Source organism: Lawsonibacter asaccharolyticus (genome assembly GCF_022453915.1).
Taxonomy (GTDB): domain Bacteria; phylum Bacillota; class Clostridia; order Oscillospirales; family Oscillospiraceae; genus Lawsonibacter; species Lawsonibacter asaccharolyticus.
The window spans coordinates 2,352,631-2,368,425 of record NZ_CP091870.1 but is presented as its reverse complement, the minus strand read 5'-3'; the positions used below and the strand labels follow the sequence as shown (position 1 = coordinate 2,368,425).

The window sequence follows — 15,795 nt, the reverse complement described above, 5'->3', positions numbered from 1 at the left end:
GGTAAGGAAGCAAGCAACCGAAAACAAGAGATAGACCGCCAGCACTACACTATTCCGAACCAAAGACCAAAAGATAAGCATTGTGGGAAAATCTAAACTTTTGGATTTTCCTACAATGCCAACTACGGCGGAATCCCTCCCACTCCTTATATCTTTCTGTATACATTGAATTTGTATTTAGTAAAATGCAGACAACACCACGGATCGGCTTTTGGTTGGACAATTCCAACCAAACACCACAGCAGACAGCAGAAAACATTCTGAACGCTAGGAAGCCGGTATGATTGTTACATATAAGGGGAAGAAAAATTTCTTTTAGGTACTTGCTTTCCTAAAACTGATGTGATACAATGATTTAATCCAGAAAAGGAGTAAAAAATATGCGGCAAGGTATTCTTAAATAAAACTATAATCAAATAGTGGGAACAAAGGATTATGATAGCTCCTTTTGTAGGGGCTTAGTTTTTTGTACCCAATTTAAGAATACTTTTGCCTTATCAATTTTGACATATCCCCAAAAACAGCAATCACAAACAGGTGTATGCTGTATATGTGTATGTCCGCAACTTATAATCCCCAGTGGTAAAAGTATTTTACTGCTGGGGATTTTTATGCCCTTTGGGGCTGTAAAGGGAGGACAATCACATGAAAATAATCAATATTGGAATTCTTGCCCATGTAGACGCTGGAAAGACGACCTTGACGGAGAGCCTGCTATATGCCAGCGGAGCCATTTCAGAACCGGGGAGCGTCGAAAAAGGGACAACGAGGACGGACACCATGTTTTTGGAGCGGCAGCGTGGGATTACCATTCAAGCGGCAGTCACTTCCTTCCAGTGGCACAGATGTAAAGTTAACATTGTGGATACGCCCGGCCACATGGATTTTTTGGCGGAGGTGTACCGCTCTTTGGCTGTTTTAGATGGGGCCATCTTGGTGATCTCCGCTAAAGATGGCGTGCAGGCCCAGACCCGTATTCTGTTCCATGCCCTGCGGAAAATGAACATTCCCACCGTTATCTTTATCAACAAGATCGACCAGGCTGGCGTTGATTTGCAGAGCGTGGTTCAGTCTGTTCGGGATAAGCTCTCCGCCGATATTATCATCAAGCAGACGGTGTCGCTGTCCCCGGAAATAGTCCTGGAGGAAAATACCGACATAGAAGCATGGGATGCGGTCATCGAAAATAACGATGAATTATTGGAAAAGTATATCGCAGGAGAACCAATCAGCCGGGAAAAACTTGCGCGGGAGGAACAGCAGCGGGTTCAAGACGCCTCCCTGTTCCCAGTCTATCATGGCAGCGCCAAAAATGGCCTTGGCATTCAACCGTTGATGGATGCGGTGACAGGGCTGTTCCAACCGATTGGGGAACAGGGGGGCGCCGCCCTATGCGGCAGCGTTTTCAAGGTTGAGTACACCGATTGCGGCCAGCGGCGTGTCTATCTACGGTTATACAGCGGAACGCTGCGCCTGCGGGATACGGTGGCCCTGGCCGGGAGAGAAAAGCTGAAAATCACAGAGATGCGTATTCCATCCAAAGGGGAAATTGTTCGGACAGACACCGCTTATCAGGGTGAAATTGTTATCCTTCCCAGCGACAGCGTGAGGTTAAACGATGTATTAGGGGACCAAACCCGGCTCCCTCGTAAAAGGTGGCGCGAGGACCCCCTCCCCATGCTGCGGACGACGATTGCGCCGAAAACGGCAGCGCAAAGAGAACGGCTGCTGGACGCTCTTACGCAACTTGCGGATACTGACCCGCTTTTGCGTTGCGAAGTGGATTCCATCACCCATGAGATCATTCTTTCTTTTTTGGGCCGGGTGCAGTTGGAGGTTGTTTCCGCTTTGCTGTCGGAAAAATACAAGCTTGAAACAGTGGTAAAGGAACCCTCCGTCATTTATATGGAGCGGCCGCTCAAAGCAGCCAGCCACACCATCCATATCGAGGTGCCGCCCAACCCGTTTTGGGCATCCATAGGACTGTCTGTTACACCACTCTCGCTTGGCTCCGGTGTACAATACGAGAGCCGGGTTTCGCTGGGATACTTGAACCAGAGTTTTCAAAACGCTGTCAGGGATGGTATCCGTTACGGGCTGGAGCAGGGCTTGTTCGGCTGGAACGTAACGGACTGTAAGATTTGCTTTGAATACGGGCTTTATTACAGTCCGGTCAGCACGCCGGCGGACTTCCGCTCATTGGCCCCGATTGTATTGGAACAGGCATTGAAGGAATCGGGGACGCAGCTGCTGGAACCTTATCTCTCCTTCATCCTCTATGCGCCCCAGGAATACCTTTCCAGGGCTTATCATGATGCACCGAAATACTGTGCCACCATCGAAACGGCCCAGGTAAAAAAGGATGAAGTTGTCTTTACTGGCGAGATTCCCGCCCGCTGTATACAGGCATACCGTACTGATCTGGCCTTTTACACCAACGGGCGGAGCGTATGCCTTACAGAGCTGAAAGGATATCAGGCCGCTGTCGGTCAGCCGGTCATCCAGCCCCGCCGTCCAAACAGCCGCCTGGACAAGGTGCGCCATATGTTTCAGAAGGTAATGTAAAGATACATAATCGTCAAGACGGCAACAATCAGAAGTTATGGAGGGTAACAATGGAATATAGTAAGGAAGATTTAATGGAAGCAAAAAAGCAAATTTGGGGAGTGGGAGAGAACATGGGAACAGAGGAAAGTAAAAAAATCTGGGAGGAGAACGCACAATTTTGGGATAATGCAATGGGTGACGAATCTAATGAATTTCACAGAGAGGTAGTGCGTCCCAAAGTAACGGAACTTCTATCTCCTAATCCTGCGGATTACATTTTGGATATTGCGTGTGGCAATGGAAATTATTCTTCGTATCTTGCACAAAGAGGCGCTTCGGTTGTCGCTTTTGATTACAGCAAAAAAATGATAGAATTGGCTAAAAGACGGCAATCACAATATGCAAAACAAATTGAATTTTGTGTGGCGGATGCGACCGATAGAAAAAGTATACTAGAATTAAAAAGAAATCGAGCCTTTACGAAAGCAGTTTCTAATATGGCAATTATGGATATTACGGATATTGAACCACTTCTTATGGCTGTTTATGAACTGTTGCAGGAAAGCGGAATTTTTGTCTTTGCAACGCAACACCCTTGTTTTGTCACGTTGACTGAAAAATATATGACACCGCACAGTTACTATGATATAGCGATTGAAGGGCAACCGAAAGAGCAGATTTATTATCATCGTTCCATACAAGATATTTTTAACCTTTGTTTTAGAGCTGGATTTGTCATTGATGGATTTTATGAAGAATGTTTTAAAACCAACAAAGAAATTCCTATGGTAATGATAGTAAGGCTTAAGAAGGTAAAACGTGATAGCTTAAAATAAATTCAAGTTTGTCGGGTAAATAGCAAACCCAGCCGAGCCAGTCAACGGTCAAGATGAACGGCGCATATGCGCAGCCGTTGACAGCCCCGCCCGCCTTTGCTGGTAGGCAATCAAGGGGCGACAGCAAGAAGTGCCACCGCCCCGCACTATTATTCAGAAAGGGGAATTTCCATGACCGACCAGATAGCCTATCAAGAATATATCCAGCGCAGGTACAACGCCTTTTGCAAGACTGTTATCCGCTGTGCCGCCTTGGACAAGATTTTGAAGCTTAAACGGCAATGGGAACGGCAAGTTTCCCTTGACTATCTGATGAACGAGAAGTTTGTCCAGTTTGCCGCGTCGGAGCCGGACGAGGAATACCCATTTACCGTCTGCGGTCAGACCGTCCTGCTCTGCAACGCCGCCCTTGCCGACGCGATCTCTGTTTTGCCGGAGCAGACGCGGGAAGAAATCCTGCGCTATTACTTTCTGCGCCAGCCGCAGCGCGTGATCGGCGCGTGTATTGGCCGGTCACGCAGCACAGCGGGGCGGCATATCCAGCTTGCCTTGCAGCGGCTACGCGAAGAAATGGGGGTGAGCCGGTATGAGTAGACTTCTCCCCTATGAAACAATCCTCAAAGCCCGTGAGGGCGACCCAGAAGCCGTGAACGCTGTCCTGCTCCACTACGCCGGATATATCCGCTATTTCTCAAAAGTGAACGGGCAGGTCAACGCCGAGGTGGAGGACTATGTAAAGCAGCGGTTAATTGACTGTCAATTCAAGTTCCGGCTTGACGAACCACCGGACAAGTCATAAAAACTGAATACCAGCCGCCACCGACGCGGCCAGCGAAAGCAGTAAGTCTTGAAAAAGATTTACTGCTTTTTTTGTTGTCCGGCTCCGCTCCCGGCCATTTTGCCCCCTGCCGGTTGTAGTAGTAAGCGAGGAGGGAATTTTTCTGCCCTGGTGTTTGGCATTTGGAGCATTTACCCGTAGTAGAGGGCAAAGAGAAAGGATTTCTCCAACACCGGGTAGAAACCACTGCGTCCGGTGTCATTTTAGCGAAAGCGGGCAGGAATGCCCTTTACAGGATTAGTAGTAGCAGAAAAAGAGAAACAAACTTTTGTGGTTGCAGTTTTCCAAAAAAGTGGCGGACGGAAGTGAGAGAAAGTTTGCAGTCACGGAGAGCAAGTTTCTACCACGGTGCCAAAATCCGCAATTCTGCAGTTTTGCCCCTCGCGGGAAACTTGTTGGGGAGTGCCTTCCCCAAACCCTGCTCATGCGCCCTTACGGGCGAGAAAGGAGGTCACACCATGCGAAAGAAATACAACACGCCCCACCGCAGCCGCGTTGTGAAAACCCGGCTGTCCGAAGATGAGTATGCCGACTTCACAGCGCGGCTTGCGCCCTATGGTATCAGCCAGTCCGAATTTCTCCGGCAGGCGATACGGCGGGCGACCATACGCCCGGTTGTCCATGTGTCGTCGGTCAATGACGAGTTGCTTTCCGCTGTCGGGAAGCTGACAGCCGAGTACGGCAGGATCGGCGGCAACCTCAATCAGATTGCCCGGTATCTGAACGAATACGGCGTACCCTACAACACCCTTTCCGGCGAGGTACGCGCCGCCATATCCGACCTTGCCGTCCTCAAGTATGAAGTCCTCAAGAAAGTAGGTGACGCGGTTGGCAACACTCAAGCATATCAACTCTAAAAACGCCGACTACGGAGCCGCCGAGCAATATCTTCTCTTTGAGCATGACGAGTTTACCATGAAGCCCGTCCTTGATGAAACCGGCAGGCTTATCCCCCGCGAGGACTACCGGCTGTCCACGCTGAACTGCGACGGGGAGGATTTTGCCGTTGCGTGTATGCGGGCCAATCTCCGCTATCAGAAAAACCAGCGGCGGGAAGATGTGAAAAGCCACCACTACATCATCAGCTTTGACCCGCGGGACGGGCCGGACAACGGCCTGACCGTAGACCGGGCGCAGGCGTTGGGGGAACAATTCTGTAAAGAGCATTTTCCCGGCCACCAGGCCCTTGTCTGCACCCACCCGGACGGGCATAACCACAGCGGCAACATTCATGTGCATATCGTCATAAACAGCCTGCGGATTGAGGAAGTGCCGTTCCTGCCCTACATGGACAGGCCGGCCGATACGAAAGTCGGCTGCAAGCACCGATGTACCGACGCTGCCCTGCGCTACTTCAAATCCGAAGTCATGGAGATGTGCCACCGGGAGGGGCTTTATCAAATCGACCTCTTGAACGGCAGCAAGAACCGCGTCACCGACCGGGAGTATTGGGCGCAGAAAAAGGGACAGGCCGCGCTGGACAAGCAGAACGCCCCCATGATTGCCGATAGTATCACGCCCCGGCAGACCAAGTTTGAAACGAACAAGGAGAAGCTGCGGCAGACCCTACGGAAAGCCCTTGCCACCGCCGCCAGCTTTGACGAGTTTTCCTCTCTGTTGCTGCAGGAGGGTGTGACCGTCAAGGAGAGCCGGGGGCGGCTTTCCTACCTCACGCCGGACAGGACAAAGCCAATTACCGCCCGGAAGCTGGGCGACGATTTTGACCGCGCCGCTGTCTTTGCCGTTTTAGAGCAAAACGCCGCCAGAGCAGCCGAAGCGCCAGCCAGATCCCCCGATCCCCCACGCACCATAAAAGACCGCTTGCAGGTTGCCAGAGCCGAGATAGCCGCCCCGAAACAGGACGGAGTGCAGCGGCTTGTGGACATTGAGCAGAAAATGGCCGAGGGCAAAGGCCGGGGCTATGAACGCTGGGCGAAGATACACAATCTGAAGCAGGCCGCCAAAACGCTGTCCGTCTACCAGCAATACGGCTTTACTTCCCCGGAGCAGTTAGAAGCCGCCGTTGACACCGCCTATCAGAAAATGCGCCAGACCAGCGGCGAACTGAAAGCACTGGAAACGAAGCTGCAAGGGAAAAAGAAGTTGCAGCGGCAGGTGTTGGCCTACGCCCAGACCAAGGCCGCCCGCGACGGGCTGCGGGCACAGAAATCCGAGAAAGCCCGCGCCGCATACCGGCAGGCCCATGAGAGCGATTTTATCATAGCCGACGCAGCAGCCCGGTATTTCAAGGCGCATGGCATTACCAAGCTGCCCGCCCGGAAAGCGTTGCAGGCCGAGATCGAGCAGCTTATCTCCGAGAAAGACGGCCTGTATAACACCTATCACGAACAGAAACAGCGGTTCAAGGAGTTGCAGACCGTCAAGCGGAACATCGACCAGATTTTGCGCCGGGACGAGCCGCACCGCAGAAAGGAGCAGAGCCATGAGCGATAACCTGCCCCACATGGACTACCGCCAGCACCGGCGGGCGCGGCGGCTGGTACATGAGTGCTGTAACTACGATGAGGGGAACTGCCTGCTATTGGACGACGGGGAGCCTTGCGTGTGCGTCCAGAGCATTTCCTTTTCCCTCATGTGCCACTGGTTCCGTGTGGCTGTCCTGCCCCTTGACGGGGAGCTGGCCGCAGCCCTCTTGTGCCGGGGAAGCCGGAAACGGTGTGCCGTCTGCGGGGCGGCCTTTGTCCCCAAATCCAACCGGGGAAAATACTGCCCCGACTGCGCCGGGCGCATGAAGAAAATCAAAGCCGCCGAGAGAAAGCGGAAACAAAGGCAGAGATGTCACGCTTTAGAGCCTTTCAAACCCGCATAAATCAAGGCTTTTTTCGTGGGTGTCAAAGGGTACGCGATACATTTATCCTTTTCCCCCGGAAACGGCGTTTTAATGCGTGACAATACGCCAAAATCAACCCGAACACAGGGAGGTGATCCTATCGCTGATTATATCAGGGCAGACACGCGGCTGCCCGCCTATCTGCCGTATCCCCGTTTCCTGCTGAAAATGGAGATTTCACAGACCGCCAAGCTGCTGTATTCGCTGCTGTTAGACCGTTCCACCCTCTCCCAGAAAAACAAGTGGCTGGACGACGAGGGCAGGATTTATATTATCTATCCCATCGCGGAGATAGCAGAAATACTGGATAAAGGCAGCACCACCATCAAGGGGGCGCTTAATGAACTGGACACGGCGGGGCTGTTGGAACGGGAACGGGGCGGCTTCTCCGCACCGAACCGGCTTTATGTCAAAGTACCGCCAGTGCCACAGGTACAGTTTTCAGACCAACTGATGGCCGGAAGTCCGCCCCTCATAGAGCCGGAAAACCGTCCTACTGATGGTCAGAAAACCGACCTTATGATGGTCGGAAAACCGTCCCCTAACCAAACTACTATAAACAACCTTACAGAGAGCCAAACAAAGGGAGTGAGTGGGGGGCCGTCCGCGCCCTATGGCCGATATGGAAATATTTTTCTGTCACAGACCGAATACGACGAGTTGCAGGCAGAGTACCCTGACAGGCTGGAACGGTTCATCGAGGAAATGAGCCGCTACCTTGCCGCCAACGGGAAAAGCTACCAGAACTATGCCGCCGCCCTGCGGATATGGGCGGGGAACGACAAAAAGGAAGCCCCTAAAAAGGGCATACCAGACTACTCATGCAAGGAGGGCGAGAGTTTATGAAGAATGAAATCAACGCGGTTTTGGAGAATATGACGACCACCATCCCGGAGCCGGAGGACTACACCGGCGAGGACGGTTTACTGTACTGCGGCAAGTGCCGCAAGCCGAAAGAAGCCTATTTTGCGCCGGATAAGGCCGCTATCTTCGGGCGCGACCGCCACCCGGCAGAGTGCGACTGCCAGAGAACCGCCCGCGAGGAACGGGAAGCCGCCGAAAAGCGGCGCAGACACCTTGACACCGTGGAAGAACTGAAACGCCGGGGCTTTACCGACCCCACCATGCGGGACTGGACTTTCGAGAACGACAACGGCAGGAACCCGCAGACCGGGCTTGCCCGCCGGTATGTGGAGCATTGGGAAGATATGCGGACAGACAATATCGGCTGCCTGTTCTGGGGCGGCGTAGGCACCGGCAAAAGCTACCTTGCAGGCTGTATCGCAAACGCCCTCATGGAGAAAGAAATCCCCGTCCGCATGACGAACTTTGCTCTTATCCTCAATGACCTTGCCGCCAGCTTTGAGGGGCGCAACGAGTACATTTCCCGCCTTTGTCGTTATCCGCTGCTGATCCTTGACGACTTCGGCATGGAACGCGGGACGGAATACGGGCTGGAACAGGTGTTCAATGTGATTGACAGCCGTTACCGCAGCGGCAAGCCGCTGATCGTCACGACCAACCTTACGCTGGACGACCTGCACAACCCGGAGGACACCGCCCATTCCCGGATTTATGACCGCCTGCTTTCCATGTGCGTCCCGGTACGCTTTACCGGCGACAACTTCCGGCAGGAAACCGCCAAGCGGAAAATGGAGAGCATGAAGAAACTGATTACCGACTGAAAGGAGTATTGCCTATGGCAGATAACAAGCAGCACGACACCCGCACCACCCGCCGCCCTGACTGTGTGACGGAAATCCGCATGGGCAATTCCGTCCTTGTCGTGTCCGGCTATTTCAAGAAAGACACCACAACCACAGCCGCCGACAAAATGGCGCGGGTACTGGAAGCGGAAGCCGCTGCTACACAGGAGCCGACTTATCCGGCGTGAACCGGGGCATGGAAAAGCGGCCATGCCAGGGAGCATGACCGCTGGAACGAAAATCGGAAGTGCTTTAGCAATTCTTAATCTCATTCTCTATAAAATAATTTGCAATTTCAAAGGCTTTTATTCTTCTCTTTGCCAATGTGATTTGTGATTTATAACGCTCGGAATTATCCTTTGATTCAAATGTTTTTACTGTTTCTCTTAGCTTGTGCAGAGTTGAATCAATTTGCCTTTTGGCCGCGGTTAATTCATCTATTGTATACTTCATGTTTTCTCCTTTAACTTCTGATTTTTTTGTTAAATCAGAGTATACCACGGAGTTATGAACTTTTCTACTGCAAATATGGGACGACAACCCATACCATAAAAATCGGAAAATTGAAAAGCTGTAAAGAAGCAAATTTAACGCTTTTGCCGCTGTACAGCCCCCGCCGTTCCGTGGTACAATGAAACCACGGAATAGTGGGGCTGGCTGTCGGAAACGGAGGATTTTATGTTAAGACAAGCCACCCAAAACCTCATTACCGCCCTTTATCCGAGATTGTCCCACGAGGATGAATTGCAAGGCGAGAGTAATTCCATATCGAACCAAAAAAGGATACTCGAAACCTACGCAAAACAGAACGGCTTTACCAATCTGCGCTGGTACACCGACGACGGTTTTTCCGGCGCGAACTTCCAGCGGCCCGGATTTCAAGCCATGCTTGCGGACATTGAAGCCGGGAAAGTGGGTACGGTCATCGTCAAGGACATGAGCCGGTTAGGGCGAAACTACTTGCAGGTAGGGTTTTACACGGAAATGCTGTTCCCTCAAAAGGGTGTGCGTTTTATCGCTGTCAACGATAATGTGGACAGTGCCAGCGAGGGCATGGACAACGATTTTACCCCGCTGCGAAATCTGTTCAATGAATGGCTGGTGAGAGATACGAGCAAGAAAATCAAGGCAGTGAAAAAGTCAAAAGGCATGAGCGGCAAGCCTGTTACCAGCAAGCCGGTTTACGGCTATGTGATGGACGAGGACGAGAATTTTATTATAGACGAGGAAGCCGCCCCGGTGGTGCAGCAGATTTACCAGCTTTGCCTTGCCGGGAACGGCCCGACCAAGATTGCCCGTATGCTGACGGAGCAGCAAATCCCCACGCCGGGGACGCTGGAATATCAGCGGACAGGCAGCACCCGCCGTTATCACCCAGGCTATGAGTGCAAATGGGCGACCAACACCGTCGTTCATATCCTCGAAAACCGAGAGTACACCGGATGTCTGGTGAACTTCAAAACGGAAAAGCCTTCTTATAAGGTCAAGCACAGCATAGAGAACCCCGTCGAGAAGCAGGCCATTTTCGAGAACCACCATGAGCCGATCATCGACAAGGAAACATGGGAACGGGTGCAGGAGTTACGCAAACAGCGCAAACGCCCGAACCGCTACGATGAAGTGGGGCTGTTCTCCGGGATTTTGTTCTGCGCCGACTGCGGCCATGTGCTGTATCAGCAGCGGTATCAGAACAAAGACCGCAAACAGGACTGCTACATCTGCGGCAGCTACAAGAAGCGCACCCGCAACTGTACGGCGCACTTTATCCGCACCGATCTGTTGACCGCTGGTGTCCTGGCAAATCTCCGGCAAGTGACCGAATACGCAGCCAAGCATGAGAGCCGGTTTGTGAAACTACTTGTCCAGCAGAACGAGATCGGCGGCAAGCGAAAGACCGCCGCAGCCATCAAGCAGCTTGAACAGGCGCAGGAACGCATTTCTGAAATCAGCCGCATTATCAAGCGGCTGTATGAGGACAATGTAAACGGCAAAATCAGCGATGAGCGTTTCATGGAACTGTCGGCTGACTACGAAGCCGAGCAAGCGGAGCTGAAAAAGAGAGCCGCCGCCCTGCAAGCCGAACTGGACAAGTCACAGGCAGCTACCGTCAACGCCGAGAAATTTATGGGCATTGTCCGCAAGCACCTTGCCTTTGAAGAACTGACCCCCACTCTCTTGCGGGAAATGATCGAGAAAATTGTGGTGCATGAGTGCAGCTATGATGAGAACGGCACCCGCAGGCAGGACATTGAGATTTATTACAGCTTTGTCGGCAAGATTGACTTGCCCGAATAACCGCCCGACCTATCCGACACAATGGCCAAGTGTCGGATAGGAACGGCAAAATTTTTTGCACTTCTATTGCTTCTTTATCACACATAAGCAAAACGGTACGGCATGAATCACTGTAGCCTATAAGTGGAGAACTGTTTGATAAAGGCGTTATCTCCTCATGTTCTTAAAGCCGCAAGCATGAACCAGATCTGGTAACTGGGACAGATCCCGGACAACAAAATGGGCACCTGCCCTCCGGAATCGCTCCTCCACCTTCTGGCAGGCCGTCTCCCGCTCCTGGGGAGACATGGCCTCGTACTCCTGCTGGCTCAGCCCTAGCTCGGAGCTGCCCTCGATAACGCCTGCCGTCCACACACCGGCATTGACGCCCTCCTTGATGTCCGAGATGGTATCCCCCACCTTGACCACATTTCCTACCGCAGTAAGTCCCAGGGCCTGCATGTTGGCAAAGATCATGTAGGGGTAGGGGCGGCCCCTGCCCCCCACTCCGTCAGGGCTGATCCAGAAGTCGGGGGCATAGCCCTGCTGGGCCGCCTTGGGCGCCACAATATTCATCATGGCATCGGTGTAGCCGGTGGTGGAGCCGATCTTCACCCCCATCTCCCGCAGCTTGGCTGCCGTCTCCACAGCAAAGGGCTTGGGGGCGGCGTACTGGTCCAGAATGGAGAACAGCTTGGGCTCAAACTGGGCGTACACAGCGTCCACATCCTCCTCGGTGGCTTCGTGGCCATGAACCCGTTTCCATTCCGCAGCGATGCGCTCCATATTCAGCATGGTTCGGATATGGTCCCTCTTGAGCATACCCATAGGCTTACGAGTTTCCTCCATGGTAACGGGCACTCCGTGGTGGGCAAAAGCCTCCATGAAGGCCTTCACCGGAGCAAAGCAGCCGTAATCCACCGTAGTACCTGCCCAGTCAAAAATCACCGCTTCAATCATGCGATCTGCTCCTTTCTCTCCTTCAGGAAGGCTGCAATGACGCTGGTCAGCTTGTCAATATCCTCGGGGTAAATTTCCCCGATGTTGCCGATGCGGAAGGTATCCATCTCGGTGAGCTTACCCGGGTAGATGGCGTATCCCCGCTCCTTGATGTAACGGTAAAACTCTTCAAACCGGAAGGATACCCCGGCAGGATAGAAGAAAGTGGTGATAATGGGGCCCTGGTGGCTTCCGTCAATGTAGGTAGCAAAGCCCATGGCCCGCATCTTCTCAATGAGCAGGCGGTTGTTTTCCGTGTAGCGGCGGCTCCGGGCGGGGATGCCGCCCTCCTGGGCCAGCTCATCCAGAGCCTTGGAAAAGGCCAGCACCACATGGGTGGGAGAGGTAAAGCGCCACTTGCCATCCTTTTCCATCCCCTTCCACTGGTCCAGCAGGTCCAGAGACAGGGAGCGGGCCTTGCCCTCGCTTGCCAGCAGTTTGTCCCGGCGGCACAGAATGAAAGAGAAGCCGGGCACGCCCTGGATGCACTTGTTGGCGCTGGACACCAGGAAGTCAATGCCCCAGTCGGCCACAGGGATATCCACCCCGCCGAAGGAGGACATGGCGTCCACAATGAATGTCCTGCCCGCGTCCCGGACCACTTTGCCCACAGACTGGATATCGTTAAGGATCCCGCTGGTGGTCTCACTGTGGACCATGGCCACATGGGTGATAGAGGAGTCCTGGGCCAGCAATTGGGCCATATGGGCGGCGTCAGGCACCTTGTCGTAGTCCTGAGCATAGTGGACAAAGGGGATGCGGCTGTGGGTGCAGATGTCGGTCATACGCTTTCCGTAAGCGCCGTTGGAACAGATGAGCACCTTGTCTTGGTCGCCCACCACGCTGGTGAGCACGCTCTCCACGCCGAAGGTGCCGCTGCCCTGCATCAGCACGGCAGTGTAGTCATCCTCGGAGACATGGGCCAGCTCCAGCAGCTGGCGGCGGATCTTCTGGGTGACGGCCTTGTAGTCGTCATCCCAGGTGCAGCGGTCCACCAACATCTCCTGCTTTACGGTATCCGTGGTGGTCAGAGGGCCGGGGGTCAGCAGTTTATAGGTATTCATGGTATGAAAGCTCCTTTCGATCAGCCCTTAGCAGACTCGGACAGCTGCTGGTGGGCCTGGAACAGTTCAAAGGTCAGAGGCTCGTCAAAGACGGAAGGGTTGGCGGACTGGTTGGCAGGATCGGCGGTCTCACCCTCATAGAGGGGGTTAGGGTAGGTCTGGAGGAGCTCCTCCCGGCCATTCTCAATGATACACTGGGCCATCTCCATGGCCAGGGGATTGGTGCTCTCCCCCTTGTCCAACACGGCCACGGACTCGGTGAGGGAGAAGTTGCCCTCGGCGGGGTCCACATAGTCGATGGGCAGGCCCTCCGCCTTGTCGGCCACCGCCTGGTGGCGCAGGCCGAAGCCAATGGCTACCTCACCAGCCCGGCACAGCTTCAGGGGACCGGAACCGGAGGTTTCGATGTGAGCTCCGCAGTTGTCATAAATTCCGGACAGAACCGCCTGAGCTCCGTCGTCCCCGTAGGCATCCACCAGGGCCTGGATGAGCAGCCATGCGGTGGAAGAGGACTGGATGTCCGTGACCGACACCTGACCCGCGTAGATCGGGTCAGCCAGGTCCTTCAGGCTGGTGGGAGTGGGCAGGCCCTCGGAGGCCATCAGCTCAGTGTTGAGGATGATGGCGCCCTCCTGAGAGGTGATGGGGGCGGTGTAGTCGGGAACCTCAGTGAGGGTATTCACTTCAAAGTCCAGAGGCAGGAACATGCTGTTCTGCTCCTGGGCGCTCTGGAGGTAGAAGGTGCTCATGGTCACCAGGTCGGCCTCCAGATTTGTCCCTTCCGCCAGCAGCTTACCCCCCAGCTCGGAGGTGCCGTAGGTCTGGAAAATGTACTTGCCCTCATAACCGTTGCCGTCCAAGGCGTTCTTCATGGCGGTGACCGCCTCCTCATCGGCATTGGAGTAGATCACCACCTGCTTTTCTCCGCTGTTTCCGGCGCTGTTGTTTCCTCCGCAGGCGGTCAGCAGGGAGAGGCTCAGGGCCGCAGACAGACCAATGGACATCATTTTTTTGTAATTCATCACAGAATCCCTTCCTTTTTTGTCGTTTTAGAACTGTGTTTGGATCGATACCCGGCCAGCCAGGAGAACAGCGCCTTGGCCGCCAGATTGGTGGCTAAAATCAACAGGGACAGTACAAACACCTCATTGAAGCGGTTGACATACTGCAGCTGTTTGATCATAGTGGTAAGGACCATGGTCCTGGCCCCGGCTATGAAGATAAGGGCGCTGATGGTGACCATGGAGTTGATGAAGTAGTAGCTGAACACCTCGATGAGACTGGACAGAGCGTTTGGCGTGACCACCCGCAAAATGGTCTTCAGCCAGCTGTCCCCCATGAGCATGGCGGTGGTCTCCCACCCGGCGTTCATTTTGGACAGGGCGTTCTTCATCATCAGGTAGGGGGTGGAGAAGTAGTGCACAATGTTGCACAAAACCATCAACAGCAGGGTGTTCTGCAAACTGGTTCCGGAGAAGAGGAACAGGTAGGCCACACCCAGCACCATACCAGGGATGGCGTTGGTCACCAGAGCAATGCTCTCAATGGTCCGCTTATATCTCCGGCCCAGGCTGCTTCGGGCGGTGATGAGGGCCGCTCCGTAGGCAATCAGCGTACCGGCGGCAGCGGTCAGCAGTGCCATGAGCAGGGAATGCCCATAGGCGGCCAGCAGGCTGCTGTCTGAGAGGACCGTCTGGAAGTGCTCCAAGGAGAATCCGGTCTGGTAGGGCCACTCCTCCACCGTGGGAACCACAAAGATCACGGCAAAAATGGCCAGAATTCCCGCGGAAATTACGGTACCGGACAGGCCCCATCCCACATCCCGCAGAGAATTTTTCCGCAGATCCGCGTTGGAAATCCGGCTATACCGGATGTTGAACCGCTCCAGGATCTGCAGAATGCAGATGCTGCCGATGGAGGGGATCAGCATTACCATGGCGATGACCGCGCCCCGGTTGAAGTCGGGGATACCCCCCAGCATCTGGTTATAGAGCAGGGTGGCGATGACCTCATAGCCTCCGCCCACCGAGGCAGGAATACCAAAGTCGGTAAAGCACAGGAAGAAGGCCTGGATAAAGGCTCCGGCAAAGGTCCCCAGCAGGGGGCGCAGCACCGCGATCCAGAAAGTGGACAGAGCCTTGTCACCCATTACCTTGGAGACGGTGAGGGTCTTTTTGTCCACAAATCCCATGGTATTGTGGATGAGCAAAAAGGCTACGGGAATGGTGTAGATCACATAGCCCACCATCAGGCCGAAAAAGCCGTAAATATCAAACAGCTGCCGCCCCAGAAGGCGGGTGATGAGGCCCTGCTTGCCAAAGGAATAGATGATGGCAAAGCCATAGGTAATGGTGGGCAAAAACATGGGCAGGGTGGCCACAGAGGTGATAAGCCGCTTGCTCCACTTGGGCAGGCCGGTGTAGTGCACCCCATAGGCCAGCAGAAAGGCCAGCAGCGTGGCCGCTGCCGCCGAGGCCCCGGCTACCGCGAAGCTGTTGCCCAGGGCCGGGAGAAATCCCTTCTGCGACAGTACCGAGGCATAAAATTCTCCGGTCAGTCCCCCGTCCCACAGGGACTTTCCCAACAAGATCAGAATTGGGCCGGCCAGGAACACAGCAAACAGGACAACAATGACCGCGAAAATCAGTTTCAGTTCACGATTGGTCCGTGTCATGGTTTC

At 53.9% G+C, this 15,795-nt stretch carries 16 protein-coding genes; 11 read left to right on the top strand and 5 right to left on the bottom strand.

Going from position 1 to position 15,795, the window contains the following annotated elements; all coding sequences use genetic code 11:
• Positions 1-645: 645 nt before the first annotated feature.
• The 10 genes from tet(W) to L9O85_RS11300 all read left to right on the top strand — a co-directional run bounded on the left by tet(W) (position 646) and on the right by L9O85_RS11300 (position 8,966).
• Positions 646-2,565 (top strand): tetracycline resistance ribosomal protection protein Tet(W), encoded by a 1,920-nt coding sequence (gene tet(W) / locus L9O85_RS11345; RefSeq protein WP_002586627.1) that lies wholly within the window; start codon positions 646-648, stop codon positions 2,563-2,565.
• Positions 2,566-2,615: 50 nt separating this feature from the next.
• Positions 2,616-3,383, top strand: a complete 768-nt coding sequence (locus L9O85_RS11340) for a class I SAM-dependent methyltransferase (protein WP_002586626.1) — start codon at positions 2,616-2,618, stop codon at positions 3,381-3,383.
• Positions 3,384-3,554: 171 nt separating this feature from the next.
• Positions 3,555-3,977 carry a sigma-70 family RNA polymerase sigma factor gene (locus L9O85_RS11335; protein ID WP_002586616.1) on the top strand — a complete coding sequence of 141 codons (423 nt, stop codon included), beginning with the start codon at positions 3,555-3,557 and terminating at the stop codon, positions 3,975-3,977.
• Positions 3,970-4,182: a helix-turn-helix domain-containing protein gene (locus tag L9O85_RS11330; RefSeq protein WP_002586615.1), complete on the top strand. Its 213-nt coding sequence runs from the start codon at positions 3,970-3,972 to the stop codon at positions 4,180-4,182. The genes L9O85_RS11335 and L9O85_RS11330 overlap by 8 nt, the downstream gene beginning before the upstream one ends.
• Positions 4,183-4,679: 497 nt before the next feature.
• Positions 4,680-5,078, top strand: coding sequence for a plasmid mobilization protein (locus L9O85_RS11325; protein WP_002596229.1), 399 nt, complete (start codon positions 4,680-4,682; stop codon positions 5,076-5,078).
• Positions 5,050-6,675 carry a relaxase/mobilization nuclease domain-containing protein gene (locus L9O85_RS11320; RefSeq protein WP_002596230.1) on the top strand — a complete coding sequence of 542 codons (1,626 nt, stop codon included), beginning with the start codon at positions 5,050-5,052 and terminating at the stop codon, positions 6,673-6,675. The genes L9O85_RS11325 and L9O85_RS11320 overlap by 29 nt, the downstream gene beginning before the upstream one ends.
• The gene (locus L9O85_RS11315; protein WP_002596231.1) at positions 6,665-7,051 is read left to right on the top strand and encodes a cysteine-rich VLP domain-containing protein; all 387 of its coding nucleotides are present in this window, start codon (positions 6,665-6,667) and stop codon (positions 7,049-7,051) included. Before L9O85_RS11320 ends, L9O85_RS11315 begins: the two co-directional genes overlap by 11 nt.
• Positions 7,052-7,123: 72 nt before the next feature.
• Positions 7,124-7,918: a replication initiator protein A gene (locus tag L9O85_RS11310; RefSeq protein WP_006356266.1), complete on the top strand. Its 795-nt coding sequence runs from the start codon at positions 7,124-7,126 to the stop codon at positions 7,916-7,918.
• Positions 7,915-8,757, top strand: coding sequence for an ATP-binding protein (locus L9O85_RS11305; RefSeq protein ID WP_002596233.1), 843 nt, complete (start codon positions 7,915-7,917; stop codon positions 8,755-8,757). Before L9O85_RS11310 ends, L9O85_RS11305 begins: the two co-directional genes overlap by 4 nt.
• Before the next feature lie 14 nt (positions 8,758-8,771).
• Positions 8,772-8,966, top strand: a complete 195-nt coding sequence (locus L9O85_RS11300) for a transposon-encoded TnpW family protein (protein ID WP_002596234.1) — start codon at positions 8,772-8,774, stop codon at positions 8,964-8,966.
• 64 nt (positions 8,967-9,030) lie between these two features.
• On the opposite strand, the gene L9O85_RS11295 is transcribed toward L9O85_RS11300, so the two are convergent.
• On the bottom strand, positions 9,031-9,231 hold the full coding sequence (locus L9O85_RS11295; protein ID WP_002596235.1) for a hypothetical protein: 201 nt from the start codon (positions 9,229-9,231) through the stop codon (positions 9,031-9,033).
• A gap of 225 nt (positions 9,232-9,456) precedes the next feature.
• Here L9O85_RS11295 and L9O85_RS11290 point away from each other — a divergent pair, with 225 nt between their 5' ends.
• On the top strand, positions 9,457-11,073 hold the full coding sequence (locus tag L9O85_RS11290; protein ID WP_002596236.1) for a recombinase family protein: 1,617 nt from the start codon (positions 9,457-9,459) through the stop codon (positions 11,071-11,073).
• Between the two features lie 147 nt (positions 11,074-11,220).
• Here L9O85_RS11290 and phnX read toward each other — a convergent pair whose 3' ends face one another.
• Genes phnX through L9O85_RS11270 form a run of 4 tightly spaced genes read right to left on the bottom strand, consistent with a single transcriptional unit; the run spans position 11,221 to position 15,789 of the window.
• Entirely contained in the window at positions 11,221-12,012 is a 792-nt protein-coding gene (gene phnX / locus L9O85_RS11285) for a phosphonoacetaldehyde hydrolase (protein ID WP_108980702.1), read from the bottom strand.
• On the bottom strand, positions 12,009-13,115 hold the full coding sequence (locus L9O85_RS11280; protein ID WP_301578630.1) for a 2-aminoethylphosphonate--pyruvate transaminase: 1,107 nt from the start codon (positions 13,113-13,115) through the stop codon (positions 12,009-12,011). The genes phnX and L9O85_RS11280 overlap by 4 nt, the downstream gene beginning before the upstream one ends.
• Positions 13,116-13,135: 20 nt before the next feature.
• Positions 13,136-14,137 (bottom strand): extracellular solute-binding protein, encoded by a 1,002-nt coding sequence (locus L9O85_RS11275; protein WP_301578628.1) that lies wholly within the window; start codon positions 14,135-14,137, stop codon positions 13,136-13,138.
• Positions 14,137-15,789 (bottom strand): ABC transporter permease subunit, encoded by a 1,653-nt coding sequence (locus L9O85_RS11270; RefSeq protein WP_301578627.1) that lies wholly within the window; start codon positions 15,787-15,789, stop codon positions 14,137-14,139. The genes L9O85_RS11275 and L9O85_RS11270 overlap by 1 nt, the downstream gene beginning before the upstream one ends.
• Positions 15,790-15,795: the final 6 nt, after the last annotated feature.

What these genes read in the sequence shown, in the direction of transcription:
- L9O85_RS11325 (WP_002596229.1), top strand. Translation starts at nt 4,680, where the DNA reads ATGCGAAAGAAATACAACACGCCCCACCGCAGCCGCGTTGTGAAAACC.
- L9O85_RS11290 (WP_002596236.1), top strand. Translation starts at nt 9,457, where the DNA reads ATGTTAAGACAAGCCACCCAAAACCTCATTACCGCCCTTTATCCGAGA.
- L9O85_RS11315 (WP_002596231.1), top strand. Translation starts at nt 6,665, where the DNA reads ATGAGCGATAACCTGCCCCACATGGACTACCGCCAGCACCGGCGGGCG.
- L9O85_RS11280 (WP_301578630.1), bottom strand. Translation starts at nt 13,115, where the DNA reads ATGAATACCTATAAACTGCTGACCCCCGGCCCTCTGACCACCACGGAT.
- L9O85_RS11270 (WP_301578627.1), bottom strand. Translation starts at nt 15,789, where the DNA reads ATGACACGGACCAATCGTGAACTGAAACTGATTTTCGCGGTCATTGTT.
- L9O85_RS11300 (WP_002596234.1), top strand. Translation starts at nt 8,772, where the DNA reads ATGGCAGATAACAAGCAGCACGACACCCGCACCACCCGCCGCCCTGAC.
- L9O85_RS11340 (WP_002586626.1), top strand. Translation starts at nt 2,616, where the DNA reads ATGGAATATAGTAAGGAAGATTTAATGGAAGCAAAAAAGCAAATTTGG.
- L9O85_RS11295 (WP_002596235.1), bottom strand. Translation starts at nt 9,231, where the DNA reads ATGAAGTATACAATAGATGAATTAACCGCGGCCAAAAGGCAAATTGAT.
- L9O85_RS11335 (WP_002586616.1), top strand. Translation starts at nt 3,555, where the DNA reads ATGACCGACCAGATAGCCTATCAAGAATATATCCAGCGCAGGTACAAC.
- L9O85_RS11310 (WP_006356266.1), top strand. Translation starts at nt 7,124, where the DNA reads ATGCGTGACAATACGCCAAAATCAACCCGAACACAGGGAGGTGATCCT.
- L9O85_RS11305 (WP_002596233.1), top strand. Translation starts at nt 7,915, where the DNA reads ATGAAGAATGAAATCAACGCGGTTTTGGAGAATATGACGACCACCATC.
- phnX (WP_108980702.1), bottom strand. Translation starts at nt 12,012, where the DNA reads ATGATTGAAGCGGTGATTTTTGACTGGGCAGGTACTACGGTGGATTAC.
- L9O85_RS11275 (WP_301578628.1), bottom strand. Translation starts at nt 14,137, where the DNA reads ATGAATTACAAAAAAATGATGTCCATTGGTCTGTCTGCGGCCCTGAGC.
- L9O85_RS11330 (WP_002586615.1), top strand. Translation starts at nt 3,970, where the DNA reads ATGAGTAGACTTCTCCCCTATGAAACAATCCTCAAAGCCCGTGAGGGC.